The following is a 14,272-nucleotide window of genomic DNA, read 5'->3' as shown; positions in this document are numbered from 1 at the left end:
TTACCCTCTTGGCAAAAAGATTCCGCATCGTTTCACTGCTTGTTTGCGCACCGAATCTGGGGCGGTGGTCTACTATGGAAAATGTGGTAAGCGGGAGTCAGAGAATCGAAAAACCGATGTCGAGCCCACGCGCGAGCCTGGAGCAGTCGGCGTCGTGCTGGCGCACCGTTGTGCATAATGACCCGGTGAATCTCACGACGTATGTGCAGTGGGTGTTCGAAAGCTACTTCTCGATGGGCCCCTCGGTGGCGTATGCGAAGATGATGGAAGTGCACAATGCCGGCCGCGCGATTGTCTCTACGGGCCAGCGCGAGCAGATGGAGCGCGATGCCCAGGCGATGCACACGTACGGCTTACGCGCCACGATTGAGGAGGCCGAATGCTGACGGCCTTCCGCATTGCCCGCGGCGGGTATTTGGCCCACATTGACGACGACGAGCGCCGCGTCCTTGCCGGCCTCGTCAAGGACGCGGTCTATTTGCTCGGCTCGGACGTGGAGCATGAGGCGGAGCGTAGGTCCCAGACGGTGGACCCGGACGATCCGCTCGCGGAACTGGAGGCCGACGTCGTGGACATCGCGGACGCGATCGCGGCGGAAGGTGAGCCGAGGGTGCGGGCCCCGTATGACGTCGTCGTCGAACATCTCCTGCCTGACATGAGCGAGGACCCGGACGAGGCGAAAAAGCTGCGGGAGCTGACGGAAACGTCGGTGGCGTCGCAGAAGATTGAGAACCTTGTGACCGTCTACCTGGGTCTGGAATCGGCGCACGGGAGCGGGGACGTGCTCGTGGCCAACGAGGACGCGCCGGCGTGGATGAGCGCGCTGAACGATGTGCGGCTCGTACTCGCGGCAAGGCTCGGCATTGACGATGACGCCGCCTCCCGGGCTGTCGAGGAGCGCGTGCGGCCCTTTCACAGCGGCGATACCGACGCCGAACCCAGCACGGACGATGTGCTCGCGATCGTGTATTCCATGAGCACCTGGTGGCAGGATTCACTGGTGACGGCGGTGAGGAATAAAGCCCTGCGAAGGTAATATTCACGATATGAACGATTCACCCATTGGCGTGTTCGATTCTGGTGTGGGCGGGCTAACGGTGGCCCGTGCGATCATGGACCAGCTGCCTGGTGAATCCATTACCTACATCGGCGACACCGCCAACAATCCGTACGGCCCGCGCCCGATCGCGCAGGTGCGGCGGCTCGCGCTGGGGATCATGGACGAGCTCGTGGATTCGGGCGTGAAGATGTTGGTGATTGCGTGTAATTCGGCGTCCGCGGCTGTGCTTCACGACGCGCGGGAGCGCTACACGGCCTCCAAGGGGATTCCGGTGGTGGAGGTGATCCACCCGGCGGTGCGCGCGGCGGCGCGCGTGACCATCAATAACCGGATCGGCATTATTGGTACGCGGGCCACGATTAAGTCGCGCGCGTATGAGGACGCGTTCGCGGCGGTGCCGAGCATTACGCTCACGTCGCGGGCGGCGCCGCGGTTCGTGGAGTTCGTGGAGAACGGGATCACCACTGGGCCGGAGCTGCTCGAGGTGGCCGAGGAGTACCTGGCGCCGATCAAGGACGCGGGGGTGGATACCCTCATACTCGGTTGCACGCACTACCCGATCCTGGCGGGCGTGATTTCTTACGTGATGGGTAACGACGTGGCGCTGGTGTCGTCAGCGCAGGAGACCGCGCGCGACGTGTACCGGGAGCTCACGGCACGCGACTTGCTCCGTGACCCGCAGTCCCCGGCCCCCACTCATACTTTCCAATCCACGGGCGACGCCCACGAATTCCAAACCCTTGCCCGCCGGTTCCTCGGGCCGGAGGTTGCAAGCGTCCACCAGCTGAAGGGAAAAGCATCGTGAAACTGACCATTATCGGGTGTTCGGGCTCGATGTCGGGTAAGGATTCGCCGGCGTCGGCCTACCTGCTCCAGGCCACCGGGGTGGATGAGACGGGCCAGGAGCGCGTGTGGTCGATCGTGCTCGACTTCGGCCCGGGCGCGATGGGGCACCTGCTGCGCTACGCGGACCCGGCGCGGCTGGACGGCATGTTCCTGTCCCACCTGCACGCCGACCACTGCGCCGACATCGTGGGCATGCAGGTCTACCGGCGCTGGTACCCCGAGGGCGCGCTCGGCCCGATCCCCGTGTTTTCTCCTGGCGACGGCGCCGCCCGCACTCGCGGAATTGCCGACGACCCGCTCGAGGAGACCTACGCCGGTGAATTCGAATTCCAGCAGATCAAGCCGGGCGACTCGGTCAAGGTGGGCCCGATGGAGGTGAAGTTTTTCGCGGGGTGGCACTCGGTGCCGGCCGTGGCCATGCGGATCACCGGGCCATCCGAGGCCGATCCCGACCGGCGCGTGACCATGACGTACACGGGCGACACGGATTACGTTTCCACCGTTATCGACGCCGCCCGCGGGGTGGACCTGCTCCTGTCCGAGGCGGCCTTCGAAGAGGGACGCGACCTCGTGGAGGGCATCCACATGACCGGCCGGCGCGCCGGCGTGGTTGCCAGCGAGGCCGGGGTGGGACGGCTGCTGCTCACCCACCTGCAACCGTGGACGAATCCCGTGCGTACCGTCAAGGACGCCCGCGCTGTTTACGACGGCGATGTTGAGACCGTGCAGGCCGGGGGAGTGTACGAGATCTAGGCGCCCGGGTTGGCCGGGGTGCTGGCCGGGGCGTTGGCCCGCAGAGCGGGTGTGAGCTGGGCGCGAGCCGGGCGGTGGTGTCGTGAGCCTGGATGCAAAGTGCGTGGGCGGCGTCGGGACGCGGAAAAGAATTGTCGGAGGCGGGGGGGGGTAGGCTGAAGGCATGAGTGAAATGAGTAGAAAAGATGGGCGCGCCACCGATCAGCTGCGCCCGGTTCGTATTACGCGCAACTACCTTGAGCAGGGCGAAGGCTCGGTGTTCGTGGAGTTTGGGCGCACGAAGGTGCTGTGTGTGGCGTCGCTGACTGAGGGCGTGCCGCGCTGGCGCAAGGATTCGGGGCTCGGGTGGGTCACGGGTGAGTACGCCATGCTTCCGCGCGCTACGGACACGCGATCGCAGCGTGAGTCGGTCAAGGGTAAGGTGGGCGGCCGCACGCAGGAGATCTCGCGGCTGATTGGCCGCTCGCTGCGCGCGGTGGTGGACTTTGCGGCGCTGGGGGAGAACACGATCGTACTCGATTGTGATGTGCTGCAGGCTGACGGCGGCACGCGCACGGCCTCGATCACGGGTGCCTATGTGGCGCTGGCGGACGCGGTGGCGTTCGGCATTGACAAGGGCTGGATCAAGCCGCGGCGCGGAACGCCGGTGTTGCGCGATTCGATCTCGGCGATCTCGGTGGGCGTGATCGATTCGGTCCCGTGCCTCGATCTGCCCTATGAGGAGGACGTGCGGGCTGAGACGGACATGAACGTGGTCATGACTGGCTCGGGCACGTTCGTGGAGGTGCAGGGCACGGCGGAGGAAGCCCCGTTCTCGCGCGCGGAGCTGGATGCGCTGCTTGACCTGGCGGCGAAGGGCAATGCGGAATTGGCGCAGCTGCAGAAGCTGGCGCTGGAGTCGGAGGGCCCTGTGGCTTTGGGAGGGTTCGCATGATCCTCGCCACCCGCAACGCTCACAAGGTCACCGAGGTGCGGGCGATCCTGGCCCCGCTCCTGCCCGGAGGCTTCGTGCTTGAGGCCGTGCCGGGGGATCTGCCCGAGCCGGTGGAGGACGGGGCCACCTTTGCTGAGAATGCGATCATCAAAGCCACCCAGGTGGCGCGCGAGCTCGGCGTGCCGGCAATTGCTGACGATTCGGGGCTGTGCGTGGACATCATGGGCGGGGCCCCCGGCGTCTTCTCCGCCCGCTGGTCCGGGCGGCATGGGGATGACGCGGCGAACCTCGATCTTCTGCTGGCCCAGCTGGCCGACGTGAAGCCCGAACAGCGTAGGGCAAGGTTCGTGTGCGCGGCGGCGCTGGCGTTGCCGGACGGGAGCGTTGTGGTCGAGGAGGGGCAGATGCGCGGCACCCTTCGCTACGAGCGGGCGGGCACGGGCGGCTTCGGTTATGACCCGGTGTTTGAAGCCGAGGGCTACGGGGTCACGAACGCGGAGCTCAGCCCGGAAGACAAGAACGCGATCTCGCACCGGGCGCGGGCGTTCGCTGCGCTCGCCCCGCACATCGCAAAGATCCTGTAGCCGGGCGTCAGTGCCCGAGTAGGGCGAGCGCCTGGCGCACCACGTGCAGGTGCTTGGGCAGGATCTCGCCCTGGAGCTCGGGGGTGTGGAGCTCGCCGGGGGTGAACCAGTTGACCTCGAGGGAATCGGAGGAGACGTTGCAGTCGCCGAGTATGGGGATGATGTAACACAGGGACACGGCGTGCTGGCGGGGGTCGTGCCAGCCCTCGCCCGGCGTCGGGAAGTATTCGGCCACGGTGAACGGCACCAGGGAGGCCGGGATCTGGGGCAGGATCATCTCGCCCAGGTCCTTCTCCAGGTGGCGGCGCAGGGCCTCGCGGATCTTCTCGTGGTAGAGCACCCGGCCTGAGACCAGCGATCGGGTCAGGCCCTCATCGGTGACGGTGAGGAGGAGGCCCATGGAGGCGAGCGAGCCGTCGTCGTGAAGGCGGACCGGCACGGCGTCGACATAGAGGATCGGCACCTTACGGCGCACGTACGTGAGGTCCTTGGGGGACAGCCACGGGCCCATGTCAGAAGATGCAACGTCACTCATACTTCGATTGTGCCAGCATCGGGGGCCCAGTTCGGGTGATAATCGGACAATTTGCCACCGGTGAACGTGTGGGGCGCCGGTGGAGGGTGCGCGTGTGGCAGAGTGGGGGCGTGGAGAAAATAGAGAGGCCCTTGATGGGCGTGGCGCTCGTGTTCTGCGCGATCATGCTGGTGATCGGCTGGGTGAGCGTGGGCATGGCGGGCTGGACGTCAGGGTTCATCGTGACAGCGGTGCTCGGCACGGTGGCGGTGGGCGCCGGCCTGTGGGGCTGGCGCGAAGACTCGGCCTACTGGGTGGGCACGGGCGCGCTCGGAGCGGGTCTGCTGTTTCCCACGGTCGCGGGGATCGTGCCGATGATCCTCGGCTTCATCATCTTCATTTTGCTCATCAGCCTGCGGCTCTTTTTGAACGCTTAGGAAAGAAGGAAATATGTCTGACGTACGCCTCACGGTTGGCCAACAGGCCCCCGACTTCACCCTTGACACGGTGAACGGACCCGTCACCCTGTCGCAAGAGATCGAGCGCGCCGAGCAGGGCGTGATCGTCTACTTCTACCCCCGGGCCATGACCCCCGGCTGCACCACCGAGGCCTGCGACTTCCGCGACTCGGAGAACTCGCTCAAGTCCGCCGGTTACACCGTGATCGGCATCTCGCCCGACTCCGTGGACTCGATCCGCAAGTTCGTGGACAAGGAGTCGCTCAACTTCCCGCTCGCCTCTGACCCGGACAAGGCCGTGATGAAGGAGTGGGGCGCGTACGGGAAGAAGATGAACTACGGCAAGGAAGTGGAGGGCGTCATCCGCTCCACGGTAGTGGTGGGCAAGGACGGCAAGGTCGTGCTCCCGCTGTACAACGTCAAGGCCACTGGGCACGTGGCACGCGTGCGCCGGGAGCTGGGCGTCGACGCGTAGGGCCGAGCCCCGGGGCGGCTAGTTGAGGGCCTCCGGGCAGGGTGTGGGTGAGCGTGCCCCATCCTGCCCCGGAGGCCTTCATGGTTCTCGCCCATGTTGCCTGGGTGTTTGGGCGGCGCGCTTTTGGGAATGGGTGGCGCCGACGATACACTTTCAGTGAGCGCGAGTGGCGGAATTGGCAGACGCGCTGGATTTAGGTTCCAGTGCCCTCGGGCGTGCGGGTTCAAGTCCCGCCTCGCGCACCACCCATTGAAAAATCCTGGACGTTTTTGGCGCGATCTCCTCATATAAGAAGATCGCCGCGGAATCGTCCAAGAAAGTCTCATTGCACCCGGCCGCGCGCCCGGCCGGCCGCAGCTGGCCTACGCCTCCCCGTAGAGCTCTCGCAGCTCGCGCGCATAGCGCCGCACCACGGCTTCACGCTTGACCTTGAGCGAGGGGGTGAGCATCCCGTTGTCCACGGTCAAATCGGGGTAGATGACCGCGAACTTACGGATGGACTCGGCGCGGGAGACCGCCTTGTTCGTCTTGGTGATCGCCCGCTCGAGCGAGGCGAGCACGTCGGGGTGCTGGGCGGCCTGCGTGACGTCCATCGTCGGCAGATCATGGGCGGCGAGCCACCCGGGCAGCATCTCGGCGTCCAACGTGATGAGCGCGCCGACGAACGGCTTTTGGTCACCCACCACCACGATCTGGGAGATGAGCGGGTGGGAGCGCAACGGGTCTTCGAGCGCAGCGGGGGAGACGTTCTTGCCGCCGGCGGTGACGATGATTTCCTTCTTGCGCCCGGTGATCGTGAGGTAGCCGCGCCGGTCGAGGGCGCCGAGGTCGCCTGTGTGGAACCAGCCGTCGTCGTCAAGGACCTCGGCGGTAGCGTCGGGGTTGTTCTGGTACCCGCGGAAGACTTGGGGGCCGCGGACGAGGATTTCGCCGTCGTCGTTGAGCTTGATTTCGGTGGCGGGCATGGGCGTGCCCACGGTACCCATCTTGATGGAGCCGATCGTGTTGACGGTGGCGGGGCCGGTGCATTCGGTAAGCCCCCAGGCCTCGACCACGGTCAGCCCGATGCCGCGGAAGAAGTGGCCGGTGCGCTTGCCGAGCGGGGCGCCGGCGGAGACGGCGTAGTGGCAGTTCTCGCCGATGATGTTCGTGATCTTGGAAAAGACGAGCTTGTTCGCGATCGCGTGCTTGAGCGAGCGGAGGGGCCCGCGCCCGCGTTCGGAGTAGGCGACGGCGACATTGGCGGCCCAGCGGAAGATCTTGCGCTTGAGGCCGGAGCCGGCCTTGGCCTCGGCAGCGTTGTAGATCTTCTCCAGCACGCGCGGCACCACGAGGAGGGCGGAGGGCTTGAAGGTCTTGATGTCGGACAGAAGGTTTTTGATCGAGGGGGTGTGTCCGACGACGCCGCACCCTCCAATTGCGAAGAAGAACACGGCGCGGGCCATGACGTGGGCGAGGGGGAGGAAGAGGAGGACGCGGGTGTCGGGGGAGTCGATAATGGTGTGCATGTGCGGCAGGGTGTTGAGGGTGAGGTCAACGAAGTTGCCGTGCGTGAGCTCCACGCCTTTGGGGCGGCCGGTGGTGCCGGAGGTGTAGATGACGGTGGCGAGGGTGTCGAGGGTGAGGCGGGCGCGCCGCGCGTCGATCTCGGCCTGGTCGACTTTCTCGCCTTGGGAGTAGAGCTCGACCAGGGCGTCTTGGTCGAAGGCGAGCACGCGGCCGAGGAGGGGCGTGCGCTGGGATTCGACCAGGAGCTGCTGGGCGTGCGTGTCGGTGATGGCGAAGCGGATGGCGGAGTTTTCGAGGATCCAGCGCACCTGTTCGGCGGAGTCGGATTCGTAGATCGGCACCACGACGAGCCCGGCGCTGAGAGCGGCCATGTCGATGAGGCTCCACTCGTAGGAGGTGGCGGCGAAGATGGCGATCGCGTCGCCCTCGCTGAGCCCTTCGGCGACGAGGCCGCGGGCGACGGCGTCGACGTCGGCGAGGTAGTCGGTGATGGTCATCGGCGTCCATACGCCAAGCGTGCTTTGGCGTTCGATGCAGACCTGGTCGGGGTGGGATTCCTGGCGGCGTGTGAGGAGCCACGGGATGTTCATCCAGGGCTCGGGCTTGGTGTAGCGCTTTTCGGAAACGACGCCGTTCCTGTGCTTTTTGACCATGGTTCCCCTTCGATCGACCGATAAGGCTACGTTACCGTAGCTTGGGGGGTGAGGTGAAAGGGCTGGCATGCGGTGCCTCACATTGGATCGGGGCTCTTTGGCAAAGCTCCCGTGGTGGGGAGGGGTGCGGCGGTAGGATGAGATCATGAAGATTGCGCGACTTTCCCTGGATCAAGGCCCCCGCTTCGCTGTCGTTGACGAGACCACGGGCAACTACCACGTGCTTGCGGATGACCCGCTCTACGCCGAGGTCAAGCCCACCGGGCAGATCGTTTCCGCCAACGAAGCGAACCTCGTTGCGCCCATGCTCCCGCGTTCGAAGGTGATCGGCTTTGGTGACAACTACAACCGGCCCGATTATCGCCCGGACCCGGCGACCGTGCCCACCACATTCTTGAAGCCGAACACGGCCGTCGTCGGGCCGAATGTGCCGATTGTGGCGCCGGAGTGGTCGGGGAACATCATTCATGAGGCTGAGCTCGCGGTCGTCATCTCTCGCCTGTGCAAGGACGTGCCGGTGGAGCGCGCGAACGAGGTGATTTTCGGCTACACGGTGGGTAACGACGTCGCGGACGGGCTTACGCAGAAGTCGGACTTGCAGTGGGCGCGGGCGAAGGGCTTTGATACCTCGTGCCCGATCGGGCCGGTGGTAGTGACCGACCTCGATATTTCGAACCTGGAGATCACGCTGGCTGTGGATGGCGAGGTGAAGGGCAGGGGCACGACGGCCGACCTGACCCGTTCCGTGCCTGAGCTGGTGGCGCTCGCCTCGTCGATGTTCACGCTCCTGCCGGGCGACATCCTTTTGACGGGCGCTGCGTTCCCGTCGATCCCGGCGGGCCCGGGCATGGAGGTTGTGTGTTCGGTGGAGGGGATTGGCGATCTGCGCAATCCTGTAACCGGATAAAACGGACAAGAATAGAGTATTTGCGCTGGTCAGAGCAAGGGCCTTGCTTGTGCTCGGGGATGACTTGGGCGCCCGCCAGGGCGCCGATAACGTGGGCCGGCGGCCCTGGTTCCTGCTTGGAATGGGCTGTACCCGGCACAAGTTGTGAACCTGAGGGCGCCCTCTATCTGCAACACCGATAAGCGGCTCTTGGCATTGCCTATTGCGGATTAGCGTTGCATTTCTACAGGGGAGAGCGCGGCCTCGATCTGGTCGATCGCCCGGCGCAGGATCGGCCGTGGAGTGGCGATGATCGCGCGGGCGAAGTGCTCATACCCGGCGCCACACGAGCTCCCGGGCGTGAGGGCCACGCCGGCGTGCTCGCCCAGCCATGTGGCAACCGGTTCGCCGACCCGCCCCTCTCGGACGGCCTCGCTGAAGTCGAGCCAGGCGATGTACGTGCCCTCCATGTGCTCCATGGTGACGCCGGGCCAGCGCTCGACTGCGTCGGCGAGCAGGTCGCGGTTGCCGCGGATGTAGTCGACGACGTCGGCCAACCACTCCCGCCCGTCCGTGTAGGCGGCCACGGCTGCGGCCGAGCCAATCGTGGACGTCATGTTCGCCGCCCACCCCAATGCCGGCTGCAACCTCTCCGCGAGCTCCGGGTTCGTCACCACCAGCTGCGCGCACTTCAGCCCCGGGATGTTCCACCCCTTGGAAGCGGCGATGGCCATGACGGTGTGGGAAGCGGCGGCGTCAGAAACTGAGGCGTAGGGGACGTACTGGCCGTCGAGGACGAAGGGGGCGTGGATGTCGTCGGAGAGGACGATCGCGCCCGGGAACTCGGCAACGACGCCGGCCAGTGCCTCTAGCTCCGCGCGCGAGTACACACGCCCGGTCGGATTAGACGGGTTGACGAGGATGAGCACGCGCGCCCCGGCCTCAAACCCGGCGCGTATCCCCGCAAGGTTCAGCTCAAGCCGGCCCTCCACCCGCTGGCAAGGTACCTCGATGAGAGGCCGCCCCATCGCCGGGATGAGCTGCACGAAGCTCATGTACGCAGGCGTGGGCAGGATGACGGGGGAGCCGGGAGAGGACAACGCGTCGATGATGAAGCGAGCCGAGGAGACGACGTCGGGAACGGCGTGGACGGCGTCGGGCGAGGGAGAGAAACCGGAGATCGAGGAAATCCAGGCGGAGGCGGCCTCGGCGAGAGCGCGCGAGTCGGCGGCAGAACGGTAGCCGATGCCGGGAAGGCTCGAGAAGCGGGCGAGGACGTCGCGGACGGCGGGAGCTACGCCGAAGTCCATCTCGGCCACGAACATCCCAATGCGGTCGGGGAAGGCGGTCCACTTGAGGGAGCCAGCGGCGCGGAGGCGGTCGATCGTGGTGTTGTCGAAATTCATGTTTCCAATCTATACGGAGTAGCCTAGTAACACTATGAGCACTGAAATTTCGAACGTTCGCGTCCGCTTCTGTCCCTCGCCCACAGGCATGCCCCACGTGGGCATGGTGCGCACCTGCCTGTTCAACTGGGCATACGCTCGCCACACGGGCGGCACCTTCGTGTTCCGTATCGAGGACACGGACGCCCAGCGTGACTCGCAGGAGTCCTTCGACCAGATCATCGACTCCCTGACCTGGCTCGGCCTGGATTGGGACGAGGGCGTGGGCATTGGCGGACCGCACGCCCCTTACCGCCAGAGCGAGCGTATGGACATCTACAAGGATGTGGCGGCCAAGCTGCTCGAGGCGGGTTACGCCTACGAATCTTTCTCGACGCCGCAGGAAATCGAGGAACGCCACCGGGCGGCGGGGCGCGACCCGAAGCTGGGCTATGACGGCTTCGATCGCGACCTGACCGAGGAGCAGAAGGCGGCTTTCCGGGCTGAAGGCCGTGCGCCGGTGCTACGCATCCGCATGCCGGATGAGGACGTGACGTTCAAGGACCTGGTGCGCGGGGAGATCACGTTCAAGGCCGGCTCGGTGCCCGACTATGTGATTATGCGTGGCAACGGCCAGCCGCTCTACACCCTGACCAACCCGGTGGATGACGCGCTCATGGAAATCACTCACGTGCTCCGCGGCGAGGACCTGCTCTCCTCCACCCCGCGTCAGATCGTGCTCTACGACGCGCTCAAGGCCATCGACGTGGCCAAGCAGACCCCGCTGTTTGGCCACCTGCCCTACGTCATGGGCGAGGGCAACAAGAAGCTCTCCAAGCGTGACCCGGAGGCCAACCTTCTCCTGCACCGCGACCGCGGCATGCTCCCCGAGGGCCTGCTCAACTACCTGGGCCTGCTCGGCTGGTCGATCGCCGCGGACCGCGACCTGTTCAGTCGCGAGGAGATGGCCGAGGCCTTCGACGTGGCCGATGTCAACCCCAACCCCGCCCGCTTCGATGACAAGAAGTGCGTGGCGATCAACGCCGAGCACATCCGCATGCTCGACGTGGAGGATCTGCGCGGGCGTCTCGTGCCGTTCTTGAAGTGCGACGGCGTGATTGAGGCTGAGTCGTACGAGGCCGCGGATGAGGAGGCGCGTCGCCTTCTCGACGCTGCCACCCCGCTCGTCCAGACCCGCATCCAGCTCCTCGGCGAGGCGCCCGCACTCATGGGCTTCCTCTTCAAGGGCGCCGACGAGATCGAGTACAACGAGAAGGCCGTGGCCAAGCTGCGCGACTCCGCGCCGGACGCTCTCGACGCCGCCCTCGCGGCCTTCGAGCAGATCGCACCCGAGTCCTGGGACGCGGAGACGATCAAGGCCGCCGTGGACGAGTACGTGGTGGGCGGACTGGAGCTCAAGCCGCGCTTGGCCTTCCAGCCGCTCTTCGTGGCCGTGACCGGCACGAACGTCTCCCTGCCTGTGGTCGACTCCATGGCGATCCTCGGCAAGGACGAAACGCTCATGCGCCTGCGCCGCTTCCGGGCCACGCTATAGGGGCGGGGCGCGGGGCTGGCCCGCAGTGCTGGCGGCGGCTGGCGACTTTTAAAAACATCTGGACGATTCCGGGGCGGTCTTTTCATATACGAAGATCGCCCCGGAATCGTCCAATTAATTCACATGGCGACGCGAGCGTTTAGCGGCCAGGGTCGCGCAGGTAGAGCGTGGAGCCCGGCGTCCAGCCCGTGATCATGCCCGTTCGTGTGCTGCTCGTGCTTTGTGCGTCGGACGGGGTGCGGATGGGGAGTGGCGCGTAGGTGATCTCGAGCGCGGCGGGTACGCTCAGCCGCACCCCGTCGTAGTCCTGGGCGATGGCCTCCCAGTCGAGGACATGGGTGATGGGTGCGTCGATGCCCGCCCACTCGTCGTACAGCTGCGGGTTGCCCGCGAGTGCGATGGGGTAGCGCGAGATGAGCGCGGCGGCGTCGTCGGCGCTGGTGATCTCGACGACGCGCAGGTCGTCCCGGCTGAGGGTGAGCCGGTGGTCGACGGCGAAGTCGCCGGCGTCGTCGCCGTAAACCTCGCACGTCGAGACGATGGGGACGTCGCCTGGCTCGAAGGCGGTGGGGTCGACGGGGTCGAAGGCGAGCCAGACGTCGCGCGGGCACTGGGAGGTGATCCACCACTGATAGTCCTCGAGGAGGGGCTCGCCGGCGCGGACTGTGCGGCGCGCCTCGCTGCGCCGGTGCTGGACGTAGGAGAGCGGGAGGGCCTGCCAGTCCACGCGCCCGAGCATGCGGGCAACGAACGCGTCCATGGCCGAGCGCTGGTCGGGGCTGGCGAGGGAGTCAACGCAGATGCTCTGGAACTCGCCGAACGCGTAGGAGACAGTGGCGTCACTGATTGCGCGCTGAATAAGGGCGGGGGTGATCACTCCCGCGGCGTCGGCGGCCGTGAGCCAGGCGAGCACGGCGTCATGAAAGGCGCGGATGAAGGTAGTGACCTCTGGCAGTGAGGAGGATGCGGTCGGGACCGGCAGGTGGCCGGTGAGGGCGGCGCCGGCGTCGGCGGCGGGAATGGTGACGAAGGCAAACGACGAAGAGTTGGCGGTGGGGATCGCCTCGACGAATGGGATGTCCGGCAGGCCGCTGGCCCAGGCAGGCCGACCGTCCGTGGAGTCGGGGGAGAAGCGCACGGCGTCGACGAGACGGCGGGCCGCGGCGCGGCCGAGGTGGCCGGGGTAGACCCGGACGCGCGAGGGGTCCCAGGGGAGCGTGGGCGGCCGGTGGCGGAGTCTCACGAGGGCCTCCTTCCGCGGCAAAAATACTGAGATCAGTGTAGCTCACAACCGGCGTGATTCCCTTCACGCCCAAAGATTTGCGTGAAGGCGCAGGCCTGCGTAGTATATCTATTCGTTGCACTCCTTGGGAGTGACACCATGGGGTATGGTGTAATTGGCAGCACGAGTGATTCTGGTTCATTTAGTCTAGGTTCGAGTCCTGGTACCCCAGCGAAACAGCAAGATCACTTGTTGCTTCACCCGCAAGGGTTAGGCCCCGTTCGTCTAGCGGCCTAGGACGTCGCCCTCTCACGGCGGTAACACCGGTTCAAATCCGGTACGGGGTACAGATTGGCTCCGAGCTTCGGCTCGGAGCCTTTTTCGTTGCTGTCGAGTGCCCGAGTTGCCGACTTGCCGAGTTGCCGCGCTCTCGAGCGCCGGTGTTCCCGAGCTCCCGCGCTTGCGCAGATGTAACACTAAGCCGCAATATGCAACGCCAATAGGAGGCTTTTTGCCGTTGCGTATGGGAAATTAAGGTTGCATATGCGCGGGGCAGGGGGAAGCGGCTGGCGTGGGGACCTTTGGGCGGAAGGGAGGAGGGGCTGTGCGTGCTCGTATGTGACAGAGGTCGCGCTGAGCTGGTTTTTCTCTTCCGTACCCTTTGTGTAAAGTGAAACCCGACGATCTTCGTCAAGGCCCCGTTCGTCTAGCGGCCTAGGACGTCGCCCTCTCACGGCGGTAACACCGGTTCAAATCCGGTACGGGGTACAGAATGGCTCCGAGCTTCGGCTCGGAGCCTTTTGCATTGCCGGCTCCAGGCATCGGGGCCGGTGGCGCGCCTTATCGGATTCTAGGGGCGGTTGCAACACTTAGGTGATGAGTTCGAGTATTTTCTCGGATGGTTTTCCCAGTTTAGTGTTTTACGTGGGCGGTCGTTGAGTTCTTCGGCGACGGCGTCAAGGTAGGCCTCGGAATAGACGGATAGGTCGGTTCCTTTGGGGAAGTATTGACGGACCAGGCCGTTGGTGTTTTCGCTGGTTCCGCGTTGCCAGGGCGAGTGCGGGTCACAGAAGTACAAGTCCATGTCTAGCGCTGCTGTTATTGGTTTATGGAGAGTCATTTCACTGCCTTGATCCCAGGTCAGTGAGTTACGTAGCAGTTTGGGGAGGTGCTGCATTTTCGTGATGACGGCCTGCCCAACGGCCAACGCGTCGTGCCCGTTGGGCAGGTGAAGCAACATGGTGAAACGGGTAGGGCGTTCCACGAGACAGCCTATCGCGCTTTTACTAGCGGCCCCGCAAATGAGGTCTCTGAAGCGTCCTGGGTTTAGTTCCTACCTCAGCTAAGGAAGGATTGAACTATGCCTAGAAAGTATTCCGTCGAGTTCAAGGAAAAGGCGGTCCATCAGATCATCGAAATGGTCCGCCTGGAGTCCTGC

14 protein-coding genes, 4 tRNA genes and 1 pseudogene are annotated in these 14,272 nt (G+C 65.2%); 14 read left to right on the top strand and 5 right to left on the bottom strand.

Annotated features, from left to right (window positions below; genetic code table 11):
* Positions 1 to 116: 116 nt before the first annotated feature.
* From clpS to rdgB, 6 genes are all read left to right on the top strand, one after another.
* The gene (gene clpS, locus AQZ59_RS08575) at positions 117 to 386 is read left to right on the top strand and encodes an ATP-dependent Clp protease adapter ClpS (RefSeq protein WP_070808071.1); all 270 of its coding nucleotides are present in this window, start codon (positions 117 to 119) and stop codon (positions 384 to 386) included.
* On the top strand, positions 380 to 1,036 hold the full coding sequence (locus tag AQZ59_RS08570; protein ID WP_062614237.1) for a DUF2017 family protein: 657 nt from the start codon (positions 380 to 382) through the stop codon (positions 1,034 to 1,036). The genes clpS and AQZ59_RS08570 overlap by 7 nt, the downstream gene beginning before the upstream one ends.
* A 10-nt stretch (positions 1,037 to 1,046) precedes the next feature.
* Complete coding sequence (murI, locus tag AQZ59_RS08565; protein WP_082661251.1) at positions 1,047 to 1,865, top strand: glutamate racemase; 819 nt, start codon at positions 1,047 to 1,049, stop codon at positions 1,863 to 1,865.
* Positions 1,862 to 2,659: an MBL fold metallo-hydrolase gene (locus AQZ59_RS08560; RefSeq protein ID WP_062614236.1), complete on the top strand. Its 798-nt coding sequence runs from the start codon at positions 1,862 to 1,864 to the stop codon at positions 2,657 to 2,659. The genes murI and AQZ59_RS08560 overlap by 4 nt, the downstream gene beginning before the upstream one ends.
* Positions 2,660 to 2,822: 163 nt before the next feature.
* A complete protein-coding gene (rph, locus tag AQZ59_RS08555; RefSeq protein ID WP_062614235.1) occupies positions 2,823 to 3,593 on the top strand; it encodes a ribonuclease PH in 771 nt (256 codons plus the stop codon).
* Positions 3,590 to 4,177, top strand: coding sequence for an RdgB/HAM1 family non-canonical purine NTP pyrophosphatase (gene rdgB, locus AQZ59_RS08550; protein ID WP_062614234.1), 588 nt, complete (start codon positions 3,590 to 3,592; stop codon positions 4,175 to 4,177). Before rph ends, rdgB begins: the two co-directional genes overlap by 4 nt.
* 7 nt (positions 4,178 to 4,184) lie before the next feature.
* On the opposite strand, the gene AQZ59_RS08545 is transcribed toward rdgB, so the two are convergent.
* A complete protein-coding gene (locus tag AQZ59_RS08545) occupies positions 4,185 to 4,712 on the bottom strand; it encodes a DUF4916 domain-containing protein (protein ID WP_062614233.1) in 528 nt (175 codons plus the stop codon).
* Positions 4,713 to 4,822: 110 nt separating this feature from the next.
* Here AQZ59_RS08545 and AQZ59_RS08540 point away from each other — a divergent pair, with 110 nt between their 5' ends.
* The 3 genes from AQZ59_RS08540 (at position 4,823) to AQZ59_RS08530 (ending at position 5,869) form a co-directional block, all read left to right on the top strand.
* On the top strand, positions 4,823 to 5,128 hold the full coding sequence (locus AQZ59_RS08540) for a hypothetical protein (protein ID WP_143602171.1): 306 nt from the start codon (positions 4,823 to 4,825) through the stop codon (positions 5,126 to 5,128).
* A 13-nt stretch (positions 5,129 to 5,141) separates the two neighbouring features.
* Positions 5,142 to 5,624 (top strand): peroxiredoxin, encoded by a 483-nt coding sequence (locus tag AQZ59_RS08535; RefSeq protein ID WP_062614231.1) that lies wholly within the window; start codon positions 5,142 to 5,144, stop codon positions 5,622 to 5,624.
* Between the two features lie 160 nt (positions 5,625 to 5,784).
* Positions 5,785 to 5,869 (top strand) — tRNA-Leu (locus tag AQZ59_RS08530).
* Positions 5,870 to 5,986: 117 nt separating this feature from the next.
* Here the strand turns inward: AQZ59_RS08530 and AQZ59_RS08525 are convergent.
* A complete protein-coding gene (locus tag AQZ59_RS08525; protein ID WP_236698703.1) occupies positions 5,987 to 7,786 on the bottom strand; it encodes an AMP-dependent synthetase/ligase in 1,800 nt (599 codons plus the stop codon).
* Positions 7,787 to 7,931: 145 nt separating this feature from the next.
* On the opposite strand from AQZ59_RS08525, the gene AQZ59_RS08520 reads away from it, so the two are divergent.
* Entirely contained in the window at positions 7,932 to 8,693 is a 762-nt protein-coding gene (locus tag AQZ59_RS08520; protein ID WP_062614230.1) for a fumarylacetoacetate hydrolase family protein, read from the top strand.
* A 209-nt stretch (positions 8,694 to 8,902) separates the two neighbouring features.
* Here the strand turns inward: AQZ59_RS08520 and AQZ59_RS08515 are convergent, their stop codons facing one another.
* Positions 8,903 to 10,078 (bottom strand): MalY/PatB family protein, encoded by a 1,176-nt coding sequence (locus AQZ59_RS08515; protein WP_062614229.1) that lies wholly within the window; start codon positions 10,076 to 10,078, stop codon positions 8,903 to 8,905.
* A gap of 34 nt (positions 10,079 to 10,112) precedes the next feature.
* On the opposite strand from AQZ59_RS08515, the gene gltX reads away from it, so the two are divergent.
* Complete coding sequence (gene gltX / locus AQZ59_RS08510; protein WP_070446531.1) at positions 10,113 to 11,612, top strand: glutamate--tRNA ligase; 1,500 nt, start codon at positions 10,113 to 10,115, stop codon at positions 11,610 to 11,612.
* 139 nt (positions 11,613 to 11,751) lie between these two features.
* On the opposite strand, the gene AQZ59_RS08505 is transcribed toward gltX, so the two are convergent.
* Positions 11,752 to 12,855, bottom strand: a complete 1,104-nt coding sequence (locus AQZ59_RS08505; protein WP_062614228.1) for a hypothetical protein — start codon at positions 12,853 to 12,855, stop codon at positions 11,752 to 11,754.
* A gap of 139 nt (positions 12,856 to 12,994) precedes the next feature.
* Here AQZ59_RS08505 and AQZ59_RS08500 point away from each other — a divergent pair.
* The 3 genes from AQZ59_RS08500 to AQZ59_RS08490 all read left to right on the top strand — a co-directional run bounded on the left by AQZ59_RS08500 (position 12,995) and on the right by AQZ59_RS08490 (position 13,602).
* Positions 12,995 to 13,066, top strand: a tRNA-Gln gene (locus AQZ59_RS08500).
* A 42-nt stretch (positions 13,067 to 13,108) separates the two neighbouring features.
* A tRNA-Glu gene (locus tag AQZ59_RS08495) sits at positions 13,109 to 13,181 on the top strand.
* Positions 13,182 to 13,529: 348 nt separating this feature from the next.
* Positions 13,530 to 13,602 (top strand) — tRNA-Glu (locus tag AQZ59_RS08490).
* A gap of 101 nt (positions 13,603 to 13,703) precedes the next feature.
* Here the strand turns inward: AQZ59_RS08490 and AQZ59_RS09240 are convergent.
* Positions 13,704 to 14,158: pseudogene (locus AQZ59_RS09240) on the bottom strand (IS30 family transposase); the annotation flags it as partial.
* Positions 14,159 to 14,272 lie beyond the last annotated feature (114 nt).

Origin of the sequence: Trueperella bernardiae (assembly GCF_001469025.1) — a bacterium.
In the GTDB taxonomy this organism is placed as follows: domain Bacteria; phylum Actinomycetota; class Actinomycetes; order Actinomycetales; family Actinomycetaceae; genus Trueperella; species Trueperella bernardiae.
Note: the sequence above shows the minus strand (reverse complement) of the source record. Positions and strands in the feature narration are given on the sequence as shown.

Excerpts from the sequence above, each read along its gene's own strand:
- rdgB (WP_062614234.1), top strand. The coding sequence starts at position 3,590 with ATGATCCTCGCCACCCGCAACGCTCACAAGGTCACCGAGGTGCGGGCG.
- AQZ59_RS08535 (WP_062614231.1), top strand. The coding sequence starts at position 5,142 with ATGTCTGACGTACGCCTCACGGTTGGCCAACAGGCCCCCGACTTCACC.
- clpS (WP_070808071.1), top strand. The coding sequence starts at position 117 with ATGTCGAGCCCACGCGCGAGCCTGGAGCAGTCGGCGTCGTGCTGGCGC.
- rph (WP_062614235.1), top strand. The coding sequence starts at position 2,823 with ATGAGTGAAATGAGTAGAAAAGATGGGCGCGCCACCGATCAGCTGCGC.
- AQZ59_RS08525 (WP_236698703.1), bottom strand. The coding sequence starts at position 7,786 with ATGGTCAAAAAGCACAGGAACGGCGTCGTTTCCGAAAAGCGCTACACC.
- AQZ59_RS08545 (WP_062614233.1), bottom strand. The coding sequence starts at position 4,712 with ATGAGTGACGTTGCATCTTCTGACATGGGCCCGTGGCTGTCCCCCAAG.
- gltX (WP_070446531.1), top strand. The coding sequence starts at position 10,113 with ATGAGCACTGAAATTTCGAACGTTCGCGTCCGCTTCTGTCCCTCGCCC.
- murI (WP_082661251.1), top strand. The coding sequence starts at position 1,047 with ATGAACGATTCACCCATTGGCGTGTTCGATTCTGGTGTGGGCGGGCTA.
- AQZ59_RS08570 (WP_062614237.1), top strand. The coding sequence starts at position 380 with ATGCTGACGGCCTTCCGCATTGCCCGCGGCGGGTATTTGGCCCACATT.
- AQZ59_RS08520 (WP_062614230.1), top strand. The coding sequence starts at position 7,932 with ATGAAGATTGCGCGACTTTCCCTGGATCAAGGCCCCCGCTTCGCTGTC.
- AQZ59_RS08515 (WP_062614229.1), bottom strand. The coding sequence starts at position 10,078 with ATGAATTTCGACAACACCACGATCGACCGCCTCCGCGCCGCTGGCTCC.